Origin of the sequence: Arsenophonus sp. PmNCSU2021_1, assembly GCF_036919435.1 — a bacterium.
In the GTDB taxonomy this organism is placed as follows: domain Bacteria; phylum Pseudomonadota; class Gammaproteobacteria; order Enterobacterales; family Enterobacteriaceae; genus Arsenophonus; species Arsenophonus nilaparvatae.
The window spans coordinates 46,358-65,653 of sequence record NZ_JAZHPL010000003.1; the positions used below are offsets into that span (position 1 = coordinate 46,358).

Annotated in this window: 12 protein-coding genes, 7 pseudogenes and 1 riboswitch; of the genes and pseudogenes, 13 read left to right on the forward strand and 6 right to left on the reverse strand. The window is 40.6% G+C overall.

Annotation, left to right across the window (positions count from 1 at the left end; genetic code table 11):
* The first annotated feature begins 533 nt into the window (after positions 1 to 533).
* The gene (gene pgl, locus V3224_RS02615; RefSeq protein WP_334468362.1) at positions 534 to 1,526 is read left to right on the forward strand and encodes a 6-phosphogluconolactonase; all 993 of its coding nucleotides are present in this window, start codon (positions 534 to 536) and stop codon (positions 1,524 to 1,526) included.
* A gap of 12 nt (positions 1,527 to 1,538) precedes the next feature.
* Here pgl and bioA read toward each other — a convergent pair whose 3' ends face one another.
* Complete coding sequence (bioA, locus tag V3224_RS02620) at positions 1,539 to 2,813, reverse strand: adenosylmethionine--8-amino-7-oxononanoate transaminase (protein WP_334468363.1); 1,275 nt, start codon at positions 2,811 to 2,813, stop codon at positions 1,539 to 1,541.
* A 97-nt stretch (positions 2,814 to 2,910) separates the two neighbouring features.
* On the opposite strand from bioA, the gene bioB reads away from it, so the two are divergent.
* The 5 genes and pseudogenes from bioB (at position 2,911) to uvrB (ending at position 9,091) form a co-directional block, all read left to right on the forward strand.
* Positions 2,911 to 3,942 carry a biotin synthase BioB gene (gene bioB, locus V3224_RS02625; protein WP_442889839.1) on the forward strand — a complete coding sequence of 344 codons (1,032 nt, stop codon included), beginning with the start codon at positions 2,911 to 2,913 and terminating at the stop codon, positions 3,940 to 3,942.
* Positions 3,942 to 5,107 (forward strand): annotated as a pseudogene (bioF, locus tag V3224_RS02630) (8-amino-7-oxononanoate synthase). The gene bioB and the pseudogene bioF overlap by 1 nt, the downstream one beginning before the upstream one ends.
* A complete protein-coding gene (gene bioC / locus V3224_RS02635) occupies positions 5,076 to 5,849 on the forward strand; it encodes a malonyl-ACP O-methyltransferase BioC (protein WP_334468365.1) in 774 nt (257 codons plus the stop codon). The pseudogene bioF and the gene bioC overlap by 32 nt, the downstream one beginning before the upstream one ends.
* Positions 5,827 to 6,519, forward strand: coding sequence for a dethiobiotin synthase (gene bioD / locus V3224_RS02640; protein WP_334468366.1), 693 nt, complete (start codon positions 5,827 to 5,829; stop codon positions 6,517 to 6,519). The genes bioC and bioD overlap by 23 nt, the downstream gene beginning before the upstream one ends.
* 559 nt (positions 6,520 to 7,078) lie before the next feature.
* Positions 7,079 to 9,091 carry an excinuclease ABC subunit UvrB gene (uvrB, locus tag V3224_RS02645; protein ID WP_334468367.1) on the forward strand — a complete coding sequence of 671 codons (2,013 nt, stop codon included), beginning with the start codon at positions 7,079 to 7,081 and terminating at the stop codon, positions 9,089 to 9,091.
* A gap of 73 nt (positions 9,092 to 9,164) precedes the next feature.
* Here uvrB and V3224_RS02650 read toward each other — a convergent pair whose 3' ends face one another.
* Positions 9,165 to 10,118 (reverse strand): gluconeogenesis factor YvcK family protein, encoded by a 954-nt coding sequence (locus tag V3224_RS02650; protein ID WP_334468369.1) that lies wholly within the window; start codon positions 10,116 to 10,118, stop codon positions 9,165 to 9,167.
* A gap of 239 nt (positions 10,119 to 10,357) precedes the next feature.
* A riboswitch (molybdenum cofactor riboswitch) is annotated at positions 10,358 to 10,507 on the forward strand.
* On the opposite strand from V3224_RS02650, the pseudogene V3224_RS02655 reads away from it, so the two are divergent.
* Positions 10,497 to 10,913: pseudogene (locus V3224_RS02655) on the forward strand (radical SAM protein); the annotation flags it as partial. Its footprint overlaps the riboswitch before it by 11 nt.
* Before the next feature lie 34 nt (positions 10,914 to 10,947).
* Here the strand turns inward: V3224_RS02655 and V3224_RS02660 are convergent.
* A complete protein-coding gene (locus tag V3224_RS02660; RefSeq protein ID WP_334468370.1) occupies positions 10,948 to 12,156 on the reverse strand; it encodes an IS256 family transposase in 1,209 nt (402 codons plus the stop codon).
* 24 nt (positions 12,157 to 12,180) lie between these two features.
* Here V3224_RS02660 and moaA point away from each other — a divergent pair.
* The 5 genes and pseudogenes from moaA to V3224_RS02685 form a co-directional block, all read left to right on the forward strand.
* Positions 12,181 to 12,800: pseudogene (gene moaA, locus V3224_RS02665) on the forward strand (GTP 3',8-cyclase MoaA); the annotation flags it as partial.
* Positions 12,801 to 12,832: 32 nt separating this feature from the next.
* Positions 12,833 to 13,312 (forward strand): cyclic pyranopterin monophosphate synthase MoaC, encoded by a 480-nt coding sequence (moaC, locus tag V3224_RS02670; protein ID WP_334468371.1) that lies wholly within the window; start codon positions 12,833 to 12,835, stop codon positions 13,310 to 13,312.
* Complete coding sequence (gene moaD, locus V3224_RS02675; RefSeq protein ID WP_032115348.1) at positions 13,309 to 13,554, forward strand: molybdopterin synthase sulfur carrier subunit; 246 nt, start codon at positions 13,309 to 13,311, stop codon at positions 13,552 to 13,554. Before moaC ends, moaD begins: the two co-directional genes overlap by 4 nt.
* A pseudogene (moaE, locus tag V3224_RS02680) lies at positions 13,555 to 14,014 on the forward strand (molybdopterin synthase catalytic subunit MoaE).
* A 475-nt stretch (positions 14,015 to 14,489) separates the two neighbouring features.
* Positions 14,490 to 15,155, forward strand: a complete 666-nt coding sequence (locus V3224_RS02685) for a Bax inhibitor-1/YccA family protein (protein WP_442889750.1) — start codon at positions 14,490 to 14,492, stop codon at positions 15,153 to 15,155.
* 61 nt (positions 15,156 to 15,216) lie between these two features.
* On the opposite strand, the pseudogene V3224_RS02690 reads toward V3224_RS02685, so the two are convergent.
* The 3 pseudogenes from V3224_RS02690 to V3224_RS02700 all read right to left on the reverse strand — a co-directional run.
* Positions 15,217 to 16,322: pseudogene (locus tag V3224_RS02690) on the reverse strand (ABC transporter permease).
* Positions 16,323 to 16,331: 9 nt separating this feature from the next.
* A pseudogene (locus V3224_RS02695) lies at positions 16,332 to 17,413 on the reverse strand (ABC transporter permease).
* Positions 17,410 to 18,240, reverse strand: a pseudogene (locus V3224_RS02700) (ABC transporter ATP-binding protein); the annotation flags it as partial. The pseudogenes V3224_RS02695 and V3224_RS02700, both read right to left, overlap by 4 nt.
* 69 nt (positions 18,241 to 18,309) lie before the next feature.
* On the opposite strand from V3224_RS02700, the gene V3224_RS02705 reads away from it, so the two are divergent.
* On the forward strand, positions 18,310 to 19,284 hold the full coding sequence (locus tag V3224_RS02705) for an IS701 family transposase (RefSeq protein ID WP_334468374.1): 975 nt from the start codon (positions 18,310 to 18,312) through the stop codon (positions 19,282 to 19,284).
* Positions 19,285 to 19,296 lie beyond the last annotated feature (12 nt).

The following is a 19,296-nucleotide window of genomic DNA, read 5'->3' on the forward strand; positions in this document are numbered from 1 at the left end:
GCTCACGGCTTTCTGATGTTATTTATGACTTAATTATGCGAGACTGATAAAATTTATATAAAGCGATTGGTCAAAAAAGCGATTGGTCAAATAAACTCGGCTTATATGTTGCTTACAGTAAACAATAATGTGAAATTTATATTAAATATTTAATGGCTATATTGATTGTATTGCGTTTTTGTTAAAATATTTTTATTAACAAAAAAATATCTTATATATTTATATAATATTATTTTTTTACTTTTTAACAACAGATTTTTTATAGGATTTAATTTAATTGGTGATAATCTGAATACTAAATTTAGTTGAATAAGGCTATATTCAATGGCTCTCAACAGTCAAGTAATTATTATCGGTAAATATAAACTTTAGTCACACAGTGATAATTTATAAAAACCTGCAATATAGTGACATCAGTCAGCTGATGCATAAATTTTTTTATTAACCATTCGGCTATTTTTGTCATTATTTAGCAGCAAATCGGATATGATAACTGAGGCTATTTTGTCGAATCATTTCTGAGGAGTTAAGCAATGAAACAGGTGGTGTATGTTGCCAGTCCAGAAAGCAAGCAAATTCATGTTTGGTCAATGGATGAAAAGGGCAAACTGACATTATTGCAACAGTTGACATTACCAGGTGAAGTACAGCCGATGCAGATTAGTCGTGATGGTCGACACCTTTATGTTGGTATCCGTCCTGATTTTGCGATTATTACTTATCTTATTTCAGCTGAAGGAAAACTCAGCCAACAGGCCATTACCGCTATTCCTGCCACGCCAACCCATATTGAAACTGATAATCAGGGGCGTTGGTTATTTATTCCCTCTTACCATCAAGGTAATTTAATGGTGTTACCGGTTGATCAACTGGGGATCGCTCAATCACCAATTCAAGTTATTGGCGATTTAAAACATCCCCATGCATCGGGAGTAAGTTTTGATAATTCACACTTGTTTGTCCCTTGTCTAGGGGAAGATCAGATCCGCGTTTATACCATCAATGACAATGGACATTTAACCGAACAGGTTGCCTATCGGATCACAACTAACGAAGGCGCAGGGCCCCGCCATTTAGCATTTTCGCCCAACCACACCGCTTTTTATTGTTTAAATGAGCTAGATGCCACCATTAATGTTTATTCTGCATTTGAACCTTATCAGCAAAAGCAAAATTGTAACATTTTAGCTGCCGGAGCGGCATGTAAACCTTGGGCTGCCGATATCCACATTACGCCAAATGGTCGTCATCTTTATACTAGTGAACGTTCTGCCAGTATTATTCGCCACTTCGAGGTGACAGCAGAGGGGTTAGTATTAACGCCGATGGCAGCTTATGCAACCGAAACTCAACCGCGTGGCTTCAATATTGATCAAAGCGGTCATTTTTTGCTGGCTGCAGGCCAAAAGTCCGATCATATTGCGGTTTATAAAATAGATGCGGTGACTGGCGTGCTACAAGCATTAGATCGGTATCCGGTTGGCAAAGGGCCGATGTGGATCACGACCCATATAATTGAAAACTAAATTATTTTTAATTTACAGCTTGATGACTATTTTTTTTATCGCTTGCGTTAACTTAGTCAGCTGTTCAGCGGTAATAATATAGGGTGGCATTAAATAAATTAATTTACCAAATGGCCGGATCCAGACTCCCTCAGCAACAAAATGACGTTGTAATTCAGGCACATTGACGGGGCTTTTCATTTCAACAACACCAATTGCGCCTAAAACTCGCACGTCAGCAACTTGCGGTTGATCTCGCAGTGGGTAGAGTTCAGCCATTAATTGAGTTTCAATGTTTTTCACCCATTTCTGCCATGGGCTATTCCTTAGTAATGTTATGCTCGCATCAGCGATCGCGCAGGCTAGTGGGTTGCCCATAAAAGTGGGCCCATGCATAAAACAGCCGGCTTTACCTAGGCTGATAGTCTCTGCGATAGAACGGCTGGTCAGAGTGGCTGACAGAGTAACATAACCACCGGTTAGCGCTTTACCTAAACATAAAATATCCGGCGTAATGCCGCTGTGTTGACAAGCAAATAATTTGCCGGTACGGCCAAACCCGGTGGCGATTTCATCGGCAATCAGCAAAATATTATAGCGATCGCATAATTCTCTCACAGCCGTCAAATAATTAGGGTGATAAATTCGCATACCGCCCGCTCCCTGAACGATCGGCTCAACGATAATGGCAGCAATTTTGTCTGCCCGTTCGGTTAGTATTTTTTGTAATGGGATCAGAAAGTCAGCTTGCCATTGTTGATAAAAACCGCATTGAGGCGCTTGCACGAAAATATGTTCGGGTAGATAGCCTCGATAAAGACTATGCATCGAGTTTTCGGGATCGCAAACTGACATAGCACCAAAGGTATCACCATGATATCCTTGTTGTAAGGCAATAAACTGGTGGCGCGCTTCGCCTCGTGCCTGCCAATATTGTAATGCCATTTTTAATGCCACCTCGACCGCAACTGAGCCGGAATCAGCCAGAAAAATACACTCTAATTTATCATCAGTTATATCGATTAATTGTCGGCACAAAGCAGTCGCTGCTGGATGTGTGATGCCGCCAAACATTACATGGGACATTTTCGTTAATTGCTCTGTAGCGGCTTGATTGAGTACGGGATGGTTATAGCCGTGAATTGCTGCCCACCAGGAAGCCATACCATCAATCAATTTTCTGCCATCAGCTAATTCAAGTTCGACACCTGAAGCGCGTACGACAGGATAGGCTGGTATTGGTTTGGTCATTGAAGTGTATGGGTGCCAAATATGTTTCGCATCAAAATTAAGATCGTCGATTTTCATTATCCATAGTCAACTAATTATATTTATTTTAGTTGACATGATAACGCAGTTATTTAAACTGGCAATACTTTTTGTTTCAGAAGAGAGAATGGTGAAGATGGAAAAACCATGGACACTTAGCCAGGCACAAGCACTATTTGATTTACCTTTTTTTGCATTACTTTTTCAAGCTCAGCAAGTTCTTCGTCAACATTTTGATCCGCAACAGATCCAGATTAGTTCTTTACTCTCCATTAAAACCGGCGCCTGCCCGGAAGATTGCAAATATTGCCCACAAAGTGCTCGCTATAAAACCGGATTAAAAGCCGAGCGACTATTAGAAGTCCAGCAAGTGATCGAATCGGCTAAACAAGCCAAAAAAGCCGGTTCAACCCGTTTTTGTATGGGCGCTGCCTGGCGTAATCCCCATGAACGCGATATGCCTTATCTCGAAACCATGGTGAAAGAAGTCAAAGCGTTAGGCCTAGAAACCTGCATGACTCTGGGTAAATTAAATGATCAGCAAGCACACCGGTTAGCGGAGGCTGGACTTGATTATTACAATCACAATTTGGACACCTCACCTGAATTTTATGGCAGTATTATTACCACTCGAACCTATCAAGAACGGCTGGATACGATTGATGTAGTTCGTCAGGCAGGCATGAAGGTATGCTCTGGTGGAATTGTTGGTTTAGGTGAAAAGTTGACTGATCGGGCGGCGCTATTGGTTCAATTAGCTAATTTACCGCAGGCTCCTGAAAGTGTGCCGATTAATATGCTAATAAAAATAAAAGGCACGCCCCTTGAAGATAATGAAGATGTCGATCCTTTTGACTTTATTCGCACCATCGCTGTTGCCCGTATTATGATGCCAACCTCCTTTGTCCGGCTTTCTGCTGGCCGTGAACAGATGAATGAACAGATGCAAGCACTCTGTTTTATGGCCGGGGCTAACTCCCTCTTTTATGGCTGTAAGTTATTGACGGCGGCTAATCCCAAAGAAGATAAAGATCAGCAACTTTTTCGCAAGCTAAATATTAATCCTCAACCGCTTGCAACCGCCTTGACTCACCACCAGCAAATTGAGCGGCTGGAAGAAGCGATGATGCAAGTGGATACGGAACAGTTTTATAACGCGGCACTATAATGAATTGGTCAACATTTTTAACTCGTCAACTTGATATGCGCAAGCAGCAAGCATTGTGGCGGCAGCGGCAGCTAATAAAAAAAATGATGCGTGTACGCTAATCTTTGAACAACAGCAGTATGTCAATTTTTCAAGTAATGATTATCTGGGATTAAGTCATCATGTGGCAATTATTAAAGCCTGGCAAACAGGATTAAGCCAATATGGAACAGGTAGTGGAAGCTCTGGTCATGTTATCGGTTTTAATTGCGCTCACGCCCAATTAGAGCAACAGCTTGCCGATTGGTTAGGTTATCCCCGTGCTTTGTTATTTATTTCCGGCTATGCGGCAAATCAAAGTGTAATAACGGCCTTAATGAACAAAAACGATCATATTGTGGCCGATAAACTCAGTCATGCATCCTTGCTGGAAGCTGCGATGTTATCGCCAGCTAGATTACAACGTTTTGCCCACAATCAACCTGACACCTTAAGGCATCTTTTGGCGACCAATCATAATGGTAAAACACTGGTTGCCACTGAAGGTATATTTAGTATGGATGGCGATAGTGCCCCTTTAGCTCAATTACATGCAGTGACGCGGCAAGCGCAGGCGTGGTTATTAGTGGATGATGCCCATGGTATTGGCGTAAGAGGCCATGAAGGCAGAGGTAGTTGTTATCTACATAAGATAAAGCCTGAACTGCTGGTGGTGACATTTGGTAAAGCTTTTGGTCTTAGTGGTGCGGCACTGCTTTGTGATGAAAACACCGCTGACTATTTTCTGCAATATGCTCGCCATTTGATTTATAGTACTTCAATGCCTCCGGCTCAAGCAGTGGCATTAACTGAGGCGGTTAGACAAATTCGTCAAGCAGATGAATTAAGAGCCAATTTACAGCGCAATATCGATTATTTTCGTCAATTAGCTAACCACTTTCAATTGCCACTATTAAATTCAACTAGCGCAATTCAGCCACTTATTGTTGGTAGTAATCAACGTTGTTTACAGTTATCTCAATTTTTACGCCAGCAAGGATTTTGGGTGCAAGCTATTCGGCCGCCAACGGTACCAGCGGGTAGTGCAAGATTAAGGATCACTTTAATGGCAAATCATCAATTAACCGATATTGCACAGTTAATGGAAACATTAAATGACTTCTTCAACAACGACGCCGATGAATAAGCAAGCGATTGCTCATGCTTTTGGGCGGGCGGCCAAAAATTACGACAATATTGCCTTATTTCAACAACAAAGTGGCCAACATCTGTTTAATTGCTTATCTGCAATACCTGGTAAAAAAGTGCTGGATGCGGGCTGTGGTACCGGCTATTTCAGTGCGCAGTGGCAGTTAGCCGGAAAACGGGTTATTGCCCTCGATCTGTCGGCATCAATGTTAGCCATTGCTCAACAAAAGCAAGCGGCTATGAGCTATATCCAAGCAGATATGGAGAGGTTACCACTGGCCAATGAAAGTGTTGATCTCTGTTTTAGTCATCTTGCTATTCAGTGGTGTAGTAATTTATCTACCCCATTAAGTGAGTTATATCGTGTTACTAAAAAGGGTGGGGTCGTTGCTTTTTCTACTTTAGTCGATGGCTCATTACAAGAGCTACAACAGTGTTGGCAAAAAGTTGATAATAACCGGCACATTAATTCTTTTATGACTTTTGAACAAATTAAGCAGGCTTGTCGTGATTGGCCGCATAGTTTAGAACAGCGTTGCTGGCATTTAACTTACCCTACATTTGCCTGTTTACTTCAATCTATAAAGGGTATTGGCGCGACTTATCTAACGGATGGGCGTCAGCAGCAGGGTCTAATGACAAAAAATCAGTTAGCTAAACTGGTTGATCATTATCCTCATATTAATCAGCAATTTCCTTTAACTTATCAACTGGTTTATGGAATGTTATATCGTGAATAGATGTTTTTTTGTCACCGGAACTGACACAGATGTGGGTAAGACTGTCGTCAGCTGTGCGCTACTACAAGCGGCTGCCGATCAGGGTTATCAAACAGCGGGCTATAAACCGGTAGCCTCAGGCAGTGAACAGTTAACCATTGGCTTAAGAAATTCAGATGCTCAATTATTAAGAAAAAATAGTAGCGTGAAACTGAATTACCATGATGTTAATCCGATCGTTTTTGCTCAAGCAACTTCACCCCATATTGCTAGTCAACTAACAGGGGAGTTTATCGATTGGCAAATAATGCATACAGGATTAAATAAATTAACACAATCTGCTAACTGGATTATTGTCGAAGGTGCTGGTGGATGGTATACACCGCTTTGTGCTGAGCACACTTTGGCTGATTGGGTTATACAACAGCAATTGCCAGTGATATTAACAGTTGGCATTAAATTGGGTTGTATTAACCATGCAATATTAACCGCACAGGCCATTGAGCAAAGTGGCTTATTATTGGCAGGCTGGGTGGCTAATGAAATTATTTTACCGGGTCAATATCAGCAGGATTATTTGTTAACATTACAGCAACGGCTGTCAGCACCATGTTTAGGCGTGATTCCGCATTTGCCGAATTGGCAATCTCATTCGATTGGCAAATTTGTCAATTTAGATAACCTACTGTAATAGGAGTAATTTTGGGGCTAAAGCGTTATACCGCTTTAGCCATATTTTGCTTGAATTAGCTTAATTGCAACAAATGAAATGCTATTTTTCTTTTTTTTGCTTATAAAAAAATTTTTTTTTGTGATTATTTTTTTGGCAAAAATTTTTGCCAATGCTCAAGTGAAAATCTTACAACTATTGGTGCTGAAAAGAATTTCTTGAGTTATCCACTATTCCTGTGGATAACCTTGTGTATTAGATCTAGAAAAGTTACTCTAACCGAGATGGGATCAGGCTTGGCGAGCAGTTGATGCCATTCTCGGCTCTGAAGTAAAATTTTATAAATATTAACATGTTATATAAAATCAAGTCTGAAATGATATATAATAAAGTTTTACATTGGCTGATTAGCATAAAATATAATTCAAGGTAAAAAAAGCTTGGGGATAACTAAGTTATCAAAATGATAGATATATGTAAATAATTGGTTGTGGATGAAACTGGGTTTTTATTTCTGCTGTCATTGAAACTGTTTTTTTATCCAGTATGATAAAGAAATATTTTTAGTAGAGAGGCTTAGATGAGTAAAGTCTTCAAATTGCATGCTGAATTTCAACCTGCCGGTGATCAGCCTGCAGCGATAAAGAAATTAATCGAAGGTCTTAATGATGGATTGGCTCATCAAACCTTACTTGGTGTCACTGGATCGGGTAAAACATTCACTATCGCTAATGTTATTGAGCAGGTTAACCGCCCGGTAATGGTAATGGCTCACAATAAGACGTTGGCTGCACAATTATATAGTGAGATGAAGGCTTTTTTCCCTGACAATGCTGTGGAATATTTTGTTTCTTATTATGATTATTATCAACCAGAAGCGTATGTTCCAAGTTCCGATACCTTTATTGAAAAAGATGCTTCTATTAACGAACATATTGAACAGATGCGACTCTCTGCCACTAAAGCATTGCTTGAAAGACGTGATGTTATTGTTGTTGCTTCGGTATCAGCGATTTATGGTTTAGGTGATCCTGATAGCTATCTAAAAATGATGCTTCATTTAACCAAAGGTATGATTATTGATCAGCGAGCTATCTTATGCCGTCTGGCCGATTTGCAATATAGCCGCAATGATCAAGCATTTCAGCGAGGTACATTTAGAGTTAGGGGGGAAGTGATTGATATTTTTCCTGCCGAATCAGATCAATATGCGTTAAGAGTTGAATTATTTGATGAGGAAGTAGAACGGCTAGCGCTTTTTGATCCCTTAACCGGACAGATCCAACATAATGTACCGCGATTTACCATTTATCCTAAAACCCACTATGTAACTCCGCGTGAGCGTATCCTTGAAGCCATGGAGCAGATTAAAACTGAATTGGCACAAAGACGTAAATTACTACTGGAAAATAGTAAACTTGTTGAAGAGCAGCGGTTAACACAGCGTACCCAGTTTGATTTAGAGATGATGAATGAATTGGGTTATTGTTCTGGTATTGAAAATTATTCACGTTATCTTTCTGGCCGTGCAACCGGTGAACCACCACCAACGTTGTTTGACTATTTACCCGCAGATGGTTTATTAGTTATTGATGAATCGCATGTCACCATCCCACAAATTGGCGGTATGTATCGTGGTGATCGCTCGCGTAAAGAGACATTGGTAGAATATGGTTTTCGCTTACCTTCTGCGTTGGATAATCGCCCATTACGTTTTGAGGAATTTGAAGCACTTTCCCCACAAACAATTTATATTTCTGCCACGCCAGGTAAGTATGAATTGGAAAAATCGGCAAATGAAATTATTGAGCAAGTTGTGCGGCCAACTGGCTTACTCGATCCCGAAATTGAAGTTCGTCCGGTAGCCACTCAGGTTGATGATCTGTTATCTGAAATCAATTTGCGTACAGCGGTAAATGAACGGGTACTAGTAACAACGTTAACCAAAAGAATGGCAGAAGATTTGACCGATTATCTGCAAGAACATGACATAAAGGTTCGTTATTTGCATTCAGATATTGATACCGTTGAACGGGTCGAAATTATTCGTGATTTGCGATTAGGCGTATTTGATGTTTTAGTGGGCATCAACTTGTTGCGTGAAGGGTTGGACATGCCAGAGGTATCACTAGTTGCTATCTTAGACGCAGATAAAGAAGGATTTTTACGTTCAGAGCGTTCATTAATTCAAACGATTGGGCGTGCAGCGCGTAACCCGAAAGGTAAAGCTATTTTATATGGCGATAAGGTTACTGATTCAATGGCAAAAGCGATTAAAGAAACGGAACGTCGTCGCGAAAAGCAAATCGCCTTTAATCAACAGCATGGTATTGTACCTAAAGGTTTAAATAAAAAAGTTGGCGATATTTTACAAGTCGGTGTACCAGTATCGGCAAAAGGTAAACATAAACAACCGCAAGTATTACCGATTATCGAAGATTATCAGAAACTTTCGACCAAAGAATTGGAGCTTAAAATTCAGGCGTTAGAAGCACAAATGTATCGTTATGCACAAGATCTTGAATTTGAACAAGCAGCCAGTTTACGCGATCAAATTCAATTGCTACGTGAACAGTTTATTGCTAATTCTTAAAGCATTAGACAATTTTTATCCGCAGTGCGGTGCAGCCACGCCCTCTAAGGCGGGGTGGGTGTCAAGCAAGCCGTTAGCTGGCATTCGGGTAAGGAGATAAGTTAAAAGGTTTAAGTTGATGAATTTTGTGTGCCATGTCTTCAATAGCCTGGCGCAATAAGTCTCGATCATGACGGTAAAAGACATTTTGGTCAGCCAGTTTTCTTTGGAGCACGATTCGATCTGGTAGGCTTGATGTATCGGTTACTGGAACAGCGATAACCGCATCAATTTTCTGTTGGCCAATGTGTTTTTCAATCATTGCAATTTTTTCGGTTAGTTGCATATTGGCCGCGGGTTGGTTTAGTTCTTTACCAAGATTACCAATATAGATGATTGCTGCCCGGCATGCTTGTAATGCTTGCGTTAGGTCATTCATTAGAAATAAAGGCATCAGGCTGGTTAAAAAGCTACCTGGGCCAATGATGATCAAATCAGCATTATGGATAGCATCGAGAGCCTCTGGCGTGCAACTTACCTGAGGAGATAACATTAATTTTTGTGGTAGTGAGGTGAGTTGATCAACATTAACTTCGCCATAGATTTTATTGCCCATCAAATCGATTGCCAGTAAATCAGCTGGTTGCTCGGACATAGGAATAAGATGCGCCTCCACTTTTAATAGACTACGGATTAAGTTGATCGCATCTAACGGTCTAACACTGAGATGATCAAGTGATTTTAGCATTAAGTTACCCAGATTATGGCCACCAAGTTCACCGTTACCGGCAAAACGATATTCAAACATAGTTGATGCAATCGACGGTTCCGTAATTAATTGGTTTAAACAGTTGCGCGTATCTCCCCAGGCAATACCACCTTCAGAACGGCGAATTCGACCGGTAGAGCCACCATCATCAGTTGTAGTGACAATCCCTGTTAATTGAGAATTTAGAAAGGCAAGGGATGACATCACCCGACCCAAGCCATGATCACCACCCAGCGCGACAACTTGCCCTAAATTATTAAGAATACTGCGATTATGCATTACTTCCCCTATTTTATTATTTGCTGATAGCGGTTTGACATAATTGATTATCAAATATCAGACCTTATTGAATTAAGGTGATATTAAACAATAACTTTGTCATTCTTTTATATTACATTATTTTCCACTAATTGATTAACTTGTTGAATTGCAAACTATAGATTTGAGTGCTTAATCGCTTTTTTAAATATTTAGCAATAAGATTTATAGCAATCATCACATTACGCTATTATTATATGTGGTGTTATTAACTCCTAGCCTTTTTACCTAAGTTTGTGAACTTAACATTTAAATAGGGTATTGAGGCTGTGGCATTTATTAGCCACCAGGGTGCAAGGTAGAAATGCCTGCATCTCCCGTATTTGGAAAGGCGTTATTATGACTCAACTTATTGATACTTTTGCCCGTAAATTCTACTACTTAAGGCTATCCATAACGGATGTATGTAATTTTCGCTGCACATATTGTCTACCTAATGGATATAAATCGAATGGTGATCAAGCCTTTTTATCGTTGCAGGAAATTGCTTTTCTGACTAAAGCTTTCGCTGAGCTTGGTACCGAAAAAATTCGCTTAACCGGCGGCGAACCCACCATGCGCCGTGATTTTATTGACGTTATTGCTACCATCAAACAAAACCATGCGATTAAGAAAATTGCCCTAACTACTAATGGTTATCGACTAGCCAAAAATGTTAGTCAGTGGAAAAATGCCGGTTTAACGGACATTAATGTCAGTGTTGATAGTCTTGATCCGCGACAGTTTTTAGCCATTACCGGGCAAGATAAATTTTTTGACCCTGTACACGATTCTGTGTAAATGCCTTTTTTCAGTAGTGACCGTCCAGGCGGTCACCGAACTCGATAATAAAGCGGCTCATCGCCATACGCCAGTCCCTAAGCGGCATTGTCCATTTCTGTGACGCCGCCTGGATTGCCAGCCACACCACCTTTTTCACTGCGTCATCCGTCGGGAACACCTTACGCTTTTTGATGGCATGCCGGATCACGCTGTTCAGCGACTCTATGGCATTCGTTGTGTAGATCACCTTGCGGATGTCTGCCGGGTAAGCGAAGAACGTCGCCAGGTTGGCCCAGTTTGTCTGCCAGCTCCGGCTTATCTGCGGGTAGCGGCTGTCCCATGCGCTGGCGAACGCTTCCAGCGCCTGCTGGCCTGCTTCTTCCGTGGAAGCCTGATAGATGGCTTTCAGGTCGCGTGTGACGGCTTTGTAGTCCTTCCAGGAGACGAACCGCAGGCTGTTACGCACCATATGCACGATGCACAGCTGAATGCGGGCTTCCGGATACACGGTGTTGATGGCGTCCGGAAAGCCTTTCAGACCGTCGACACAGGCGATGAGGATATCGTTCAGACCACGGTTTTTTAGTTCTGTCAGCACACTGAGCCAGAACTTCGCGCCCTCGTTTTCGGCCAGCGACATACCCAACAGTTCTTTCTGACCTTCGATGTTGATACCCAGGGCCAGAAACACGGATTTATTGATAACGCGACTGTCCTGCCGGACCTTCAGGACGATACAGTCAAGATAAACAATAGGATAGACTGCATCCAGTGGGCGATTTTGCCATTCGGTAACCTGCTCCATCACGGAATCGGTGACCTTCGAGACCAGCGCCGGTGAGACATCCGCGTCATACAGTTCTTTGAACGCAGCCGCTATCTCGCGGGTGGTCATCCCTTTGGCGTACAACGATAAAATCTGGTTATCCATCCCGGTGATCCGGGTCTGGTTTTTCTTCACCAGTTGCGGTTCGAAAGAACCGTCACGATCGCGCGGAGTGCGTAGTTCCAGAGGACCATCGCCGGTGGTAACGGTCTTTGTGGAATAGCCGTTGCGGGAGTTGGCACCCGGTTTGGGCTGATTTTTATCGTAGCCCAGATGGTGGGACATTTCGGCGTTGAGAGCCGCCTCAACGCTGATTTTCTTCAGCAGACGATCGAACTGGCTGAGATCGTCAGGGGTTTTGAGATTTTTGGCCAATTTATTAGCCAGAGCCTGCAATTGTTTTTCGTCCATAAATTAAGCTTCATTTGATGCTGGATTGAACATATCAAAATCAGGCAATTCCACAAATTTATGTACAGGCTCAATTTTTTCAAGTCATGGCCGGGATTGATGCTGCTTTAGAGGCAGGTTATGACAAAATAAAAGTCAATGTTGTGTTGATGAAAAACATCAATGACAGTAATTTAGGGAGTTTTATCAACTGGATCAAACTGTGGCCAATCCAACTACGATTTATTGAATTAATGGAAACTGGCGAGAGTGATAAAATATTTCGTCGTCACCATGTCTCAGGCGAAAAGATCCGGCGGCGGTTATTAGAGCAAAATTGGCAGCAAATACCACGCTGTCGTTCTGATGGACCGGCCCAGGTTTTTAAGCACCCTGATTACTATGGTGAAATTGGTTTAATCATGCCTTATGAGCAGAATTTTTGTCAAAGTTGTAATCGCTTACGGGTCTCTTCTCTCGGTCATCTTCATCTCTGTCTGTTTGGCGAGCGCAGTATTATTTTACGCGATCTATTGGTTGATGCATCCCAATCTGAGGCATTAAAAGCACGTATTCGGGCAGAATTACAGTTAAAACGTGCAAGCCATTTTCTTCATCAAGGAGATAGTGGTATCACGTCAAATCTTTCAATTATTGGGGGATAAATGCGATTTTTAGCGATCTCAAGGAGCTTAAAATGTCTCAATTAACCCATATCAACTCAGCGGGTGAGGCGCATATGGTGGATGTGGCTGCTAAAGCGGAAACCATACGTGAAGCGCGGGCTGAAGCATTTATAACAATGAATGCTAAGACGCTTAATATGATTATCAATGGTAGTCATCATAAAGGTGATGTTTTTGCTACCGCTCGGATTGCTGGTATTCAGGCCGCCAAAAAAACGTGGGATCTGATCCCGCTTTGCCATCCACTATTACTAAGTAAAGTGGAAGTTTTACTGGAAGCACAAACAAGCAATAATAGCATTCGAATTGAGTCATATTGTCGGTTATCCGGTAAGACTGGCGTTGAAATGGAAGCGTTGACCGTTGCATCAATTGCCGCATTAACCATTTATGATATGTGTAAAGCGGTGCAGAAAGATATGGTGATTAGTGCGGTTAGATTATTGGAAAAAACGGGTGGTAAATCCGGTGATTTTAAGGTAACACCATGATTAAAGTGCTTTTCTTTGCCCAAGTCCGTGAATTGACAGGCACTGATAGGTTAGAGTTAGAAAATCGTTATTCCACCGTAGAAGAATTACGTGATGCATTAAGCCAACGTGGAGAGCGCTGGGCATTAGCACTAGATCACAAAAAACTGCTTTTTGCGGTCAATCATACCTTTGTACAGTCAGATCATCCATTAACTGCTGGCGATGAAATCGCATTTTTTCCACCGGTAACGGGAGGATAAATGACAAATACACGATTGCTTATTCAACAAGCGAATTTTAATGTTGGTGAACAATATGAATGGTTAGCACAATGTTATGATGATGGTGCGGTGGTTACTTTCACTGGTAAAGTGCGTAATCACAACTTGGGTGATAGTATTAACACCCTCACTCTTGAACATTATCCCGTCATGACAGAGAAAGCGTTACAGGATATTGTCAATGAAGCGCGTGGTCGCTGGCAGTTGCAACGTATCTGTATTATTCATCGGATTGGTACTTTTACAGCCAGGTGAGGAAATCGTGTTTGTGGGTGTTACTAGCGGTCATCGTAGTAGCGCTTTTTTAGCGGCAGAATTTATTATGGATTATATGAAAACAAAAGCGCCATTTTGGAAAAAAGAGCATTTAGCGCAAGGACAAAACAGTCGTTGGGTTGAGGCCAGAGCGAGTGATCAAGCCGCATTTCAGCGTTGGTAACACAATTTTTATTGAATTTATTTCAATTTATTGAAATTTAGCTAAATAAAGTAAAAGTAATGTAAAACCTTCTCTTATTTGCGCATATCAAACCATGGTTTTAGCCAGAAATTATGATAGACTTAACTTAACCTGAGTTCGGGATAAGCGTTAGTTATGAGAAAATAAAAATAGCTGATTTATCAATAAAAACCTTTTAAAATCAATAAAATGATAAAAAAAGGGAATATTTTTAGTTGGTTGTAGGTTAAAAAATAAGCTATTTTCTCTGCTAAAATCATGAAAAAAGCCAAAATTTAGCACTGTTTTATGTAATAATTTTAATTTAAGTAATTGAATATATAATGAAAAAATTTACATTCCTTATCCCGAACTCAGGTTAACTTAAGTTTACTGAGTTATTTAGTTTACTAAATAGCTTTATCTTTAACGCAAGTGATGAGGGTAATCATCATGGATCGATTTGAACATCAAAATGATTCGATCGTCCAGCGCGCTGGCGCAAGTATACGGCTGGATGACGGTAGGTTTGTTATTAACTGCGTTTGTTGCTTGGTATGCGATTAATAATAGTAATATTATTATGTATCTGGCGACGCATAGTTGGGTATTGATAGGCCTCATTGTTGCTGAATTTGCATTAGTCATAGGATTATCATTTCTGTTGCCCAAATTGAGTGGCGCGCTGGCAACGGCCATGTTTATGCTCTACTCGGCGCTGACAGGCTTAACCACTTCTCTCGTATTAGTTGCCTACACTGGCGCTTCGGTTGCCAGCACCTTCTTTATCACTGCTGCTATGTTTGGGGCACTTAGTTTTTATGGTTATACAACCAAACGTAGCTTAAGTGGTATGGGTAGTTTTTTATTTATGGCACTAATCGGGCTAATTATTGCTTCATTGGTCAATATTTGGCTGCAAAGTTCTGGCTTAACGTTGGTTATCACCTACGCCGGTGTATTAATTTTTGCAGGTTTGACGGCTTATGATACACAGAAACTGAAAGACATGGGTAGCCAAATTGATAGTCGTGATCAAGAAGGTATGCGTAAATACGCTATTCTTGGTGCATTGACACTCTATTTAGATTTTATTAACTTGTTCTTAATGATGTTACGTATTCTAGGCGATCGTCGTTAATTTAATCTGTTTGTTAAAAAAATCCTGCTGATAATGTTAGCGGGATTTTTTATTTTACCATTTAGGCAATTTTTCGGCGAAATAACCAATAAGCCAGGCTTGTGGTAAATAATGAAATAATCAGTAATGGCCACAAATTGTGTCATAGTACGGCCAAATCGGCATTTTTTAAATAAATTTGTTTAGTAATATCAGTAAAATGTTGAATAGGATTGATCCAGGTGACATTTGTAACCAAACCGTCATATTTTCTATAGGTGAGACGTAACCTGATAGCAATATTGACGGCATCATAAAGACAAACACACCAATAAACGCTTGTTGCTGAGTTGAGCATATAGCGGAGATCAATAAACCAAAACCCACTAATGACAAACCATAAATTGCCATCGTAGTATAAAAAATAAACAATGAACCGGAAAATGGAATTTTGTAACAGAAAATCCCGATAATCAGCACCAATGTTGCCTGAAAGGTGGCAATAAGTAATGCTGGCACTGCTTTACCGATAAAGATCTGCCAGGTAGTCAGGGGTGAAACCAGTAACTGATCCAGTGTGCCTTGTTCACGCTCACGGGCAATTGACAATGAAGTGACAACTAATACACCAATGGTAGTAATTAATGCTACCAAGGATGGAACAATAAACCATTTGTAATCAAGATTAGGGTTATACCAATGACGAATAATTAATTCGCTATTATTATGCGCTATCTGCTGGTTTGTTAATTGTTGTTGATAATTTTCAATAACCTGGCTAACTGTGTTAGCGGCGATTTGAGCACTATTAGAATTTCTACCATCAAGTATTAGTTGAACCGGCGTCGATTTTCTTTGTGCCAGTTGAGCACTAAAATTTTGCGGAAAATGTACCACTAAAAGTGCTTTACGATTATTGATTGTTTCAGCAACTTGTTGATTATTATTAAGTAGTAAGACTTTAGAGAAAGTCGTCGATTTTGCCAATCGTTGTGTTAATTCAATCGAATCTTGGCCTTTATCCGCATTAAAAATAGCTATTGTAGTGTTAGTGACATCTAAAGTAGCGGCCAGTGGAAATAAGATCATTTGGAAAATAACCGGTAGGATCAATATTGCGCGGGTTTGAGGCTCTTGTAGTAGTGACTGTAATTCTTTGATAATCAGTGTATAGAGACGGTGTAGCATATTCTCTCCCTAATCAAGTCTGCGACGCGTTTTTAATGCAGTTAGCCCAATAAAGATGATGGCGGTGGTGGCTAATAAAAGAAGATTGGTCAACAGGACAACATAAATGTCACCGGCCAGAAATAGAGTTTGTAAACTACTAACAAAGTAACGAGCTGGGATCAAATAGGTTACCCATTGAATAACTATCGGCATACTATCAATTTCAAAAATAAACCCTGACAACATGATGGCAGGTAAAAAAGCGGCATTTAATGCAACGATAGCGGCGTTAAATTGGTTACGGGTTAAGGTAGATATCAGTAATCCCATACCAAGGGCAGTAGCCAGGTAGAGACTGGTAATAATAAATAACAACCAGAGTGAACTACGATAAGGAATATGCAAAATAAAGACCGTGACTAACATGCAAAGAAGCATGGCAAAGGTGCCTAACAATTGATAAGGTAATAGTTTGGAAAGCAGCAATTCTGTGCGGGTTATTTGGGTGGCAAGTAGTGCTTCCATTGTGCCGCGTTCCCACTCGCGGGCAACCACCAATGAAGTCAGAATGGCACCGACTACGGTAATAATGATACTGATTGCACCTGGAATAATAAAATGTTGGCTAATGGCTGCTGGATTAAACCAGAAGCGTAATTCAGTAACAATTAATGGTTGAGTAGCATAACCGGCGTTTTCACCTTGCTGCTGCTGCCAGGTTTGCCAAATGCCTTTAGCATAAGCCTGTACAAAATAGGCGGTATTCGGCTCACTACCATACCGCGGATTTCGCCTGTTTGCATTTCATCTATTAGCAATTTTCGATTATCGCTAATTGTTGCATCAATAAAAGGGGACCTGGTAAAGGTAGCGACAAATTCTCGCACTTGATTATTTTGTTGATTGACCAAAATGCCAAGCCGTAATTTACTTGAATCCAGATTAATGCCGTAGCCAAAAATAAATAGCAGCATTAATGGAATAACGACGGCAATCAGCGCACTACTGGGGTCACGTAAAATCTGTTTACTTTCTTTAATACACAGGGCCTGTAAACGACGCCAGGAAAACTGCGCTTCGTGGGTTGATTTTTTTTCTGTTTGGCTCATTGTTTCCCTCGGTCATAGTTAACTATCAAACTAATAAAAGCCTGTTCCATCGACGGATCCGGATTTTCTGCCGTGACGATTTGGCTTTTTAATTCATCTGGTGTGCCAGCAGCAATAATTTTACCGTGGTAAACTAAGCCAATTCGATCGCAATATTCCGCTTCGTCCATAAAGTGAGTGGTAACCATTACTGTAACGCCTTTATTTACCATGCCGTTAATATGTAACCAAAATTCTCTTCGCGTCAGGGGATCCACACCTGAAGTGGGTTCATCCAAGAAAAGTATGTCCGGTTCATGCATCAACGAGCAGGCTAAGGCTAGTCGCTGTTTGAAGCCTAATGGCAATTCATCGGTGGTTTGTTGCAGTATTGGATTTAAATTAAAGGCCTTGATCATGTTACTGATTTTTTGCTGTTGCTGATTGCCACTAAGGCCATAAATACCAGAGAAAAATTTTAAGTTCTGAGCAACTGTTAAATTACCGTACAGTGAAAATTTTTGCGCCATATAGCCAAGATGTTGGCGGGCTTTATTCGAGCTTATTTTTAGATCCATCCCCAAGACTAATGCCCTGCCTGTGCTTGGTACCATTAATCCGCACATCATTTTAAATGTTGTTGATTTGCCGGCGCCATTAGGACCTAGCAAGCCAAAAATTTCACCGCGTTTAACCGTAAAGTTAACATTATCCGTAGCGGCAAAGTCACCGAATAGTTTGCTAAGGTTTTGTGCCTCAATGACGGTTTCAGTCGGATCAGCTGGAATTTGCGGCATAATTTCCGCAAGTTCAGAACGTTGCGATGGGCTACCACCTAATAAATCAATCACGAGTTTCGCAATCTCCAAAAAAGAAGTATAAATTTAAAAACAAGAAAAAATCAGGGTGTTCATATTTTGTCGGGTTATCCATGTATTAAAGATATCTATAAAACATTCTTACAAGTAAGCAGTTTAAGATACTCTGGTTTAGCGTTATCAGAAGTAAGCCCATCGCCTTTATCTCATGACACTGTTAGCCGATGGCTAAAAAGTAGATGTTTTAGACCTAAAGACCTATGGCGATTAGTTGAACCTTCTATAGACAAAAAAAGCCCTTGCGTACTAATTGCCGATGATACATTGATTGCCAAAACACGTAGTAAAAAAATAGTGATGGTCCATTATCAATATTCAGGTAATGAACATGATGTTATTGCTGGCATAGGTTTAGTTAATTTGCTTTGGCATGATCTGACGAAGGTTGAATCAATTCCTATCAATTATCGTATTTATGATAAAGATTCTGATAGAAAAACAAAAAACACGCACTTTTCCGAAATGCTCATTCTTGCTAAAAAAAGAGGGATCATGCCAGAAGCCGTAGTGATGGATGCTTGGTATTCTAGCCTGGATAACCTGAAATCAATTCGCTCTCATGGTTGGATCTGGGTAACCACGCTGAGGAAAAATAGGATTGTTAACCATAACAAACAACTGAACAAGTTAGACATCTCAGAAGAAGGAACGTCAATACACTTGCGAGGATATGGTTGGGTAACCGTTTTCAAATTTACAGCCAAAAACGGCCGTATTGATTACATAGTAACAAACAAAGAGAATCCCACCCGTCAATACCTCAAATCTATCATGGATGCCCGTTGGTCTGTTGAAGTTTATCATCGAGAAGTTAAACAAAACTGTGGTATTGAACGCTGTCAGGCTCGCACGAGCCGAGCGCAAAGAAATCATATTTTTCTCGCTATTTCTGCGTGGTTTGAACAACATAAACGTCGTATATCTGAAAAAATAACCCTTTATCAACAAAATTGGGACGTAATCAAAAGTGCTATTACTGAGCAAATCCGTGTTTTATTAGCGTACCCAAATTAGTTTTGTGCGAAA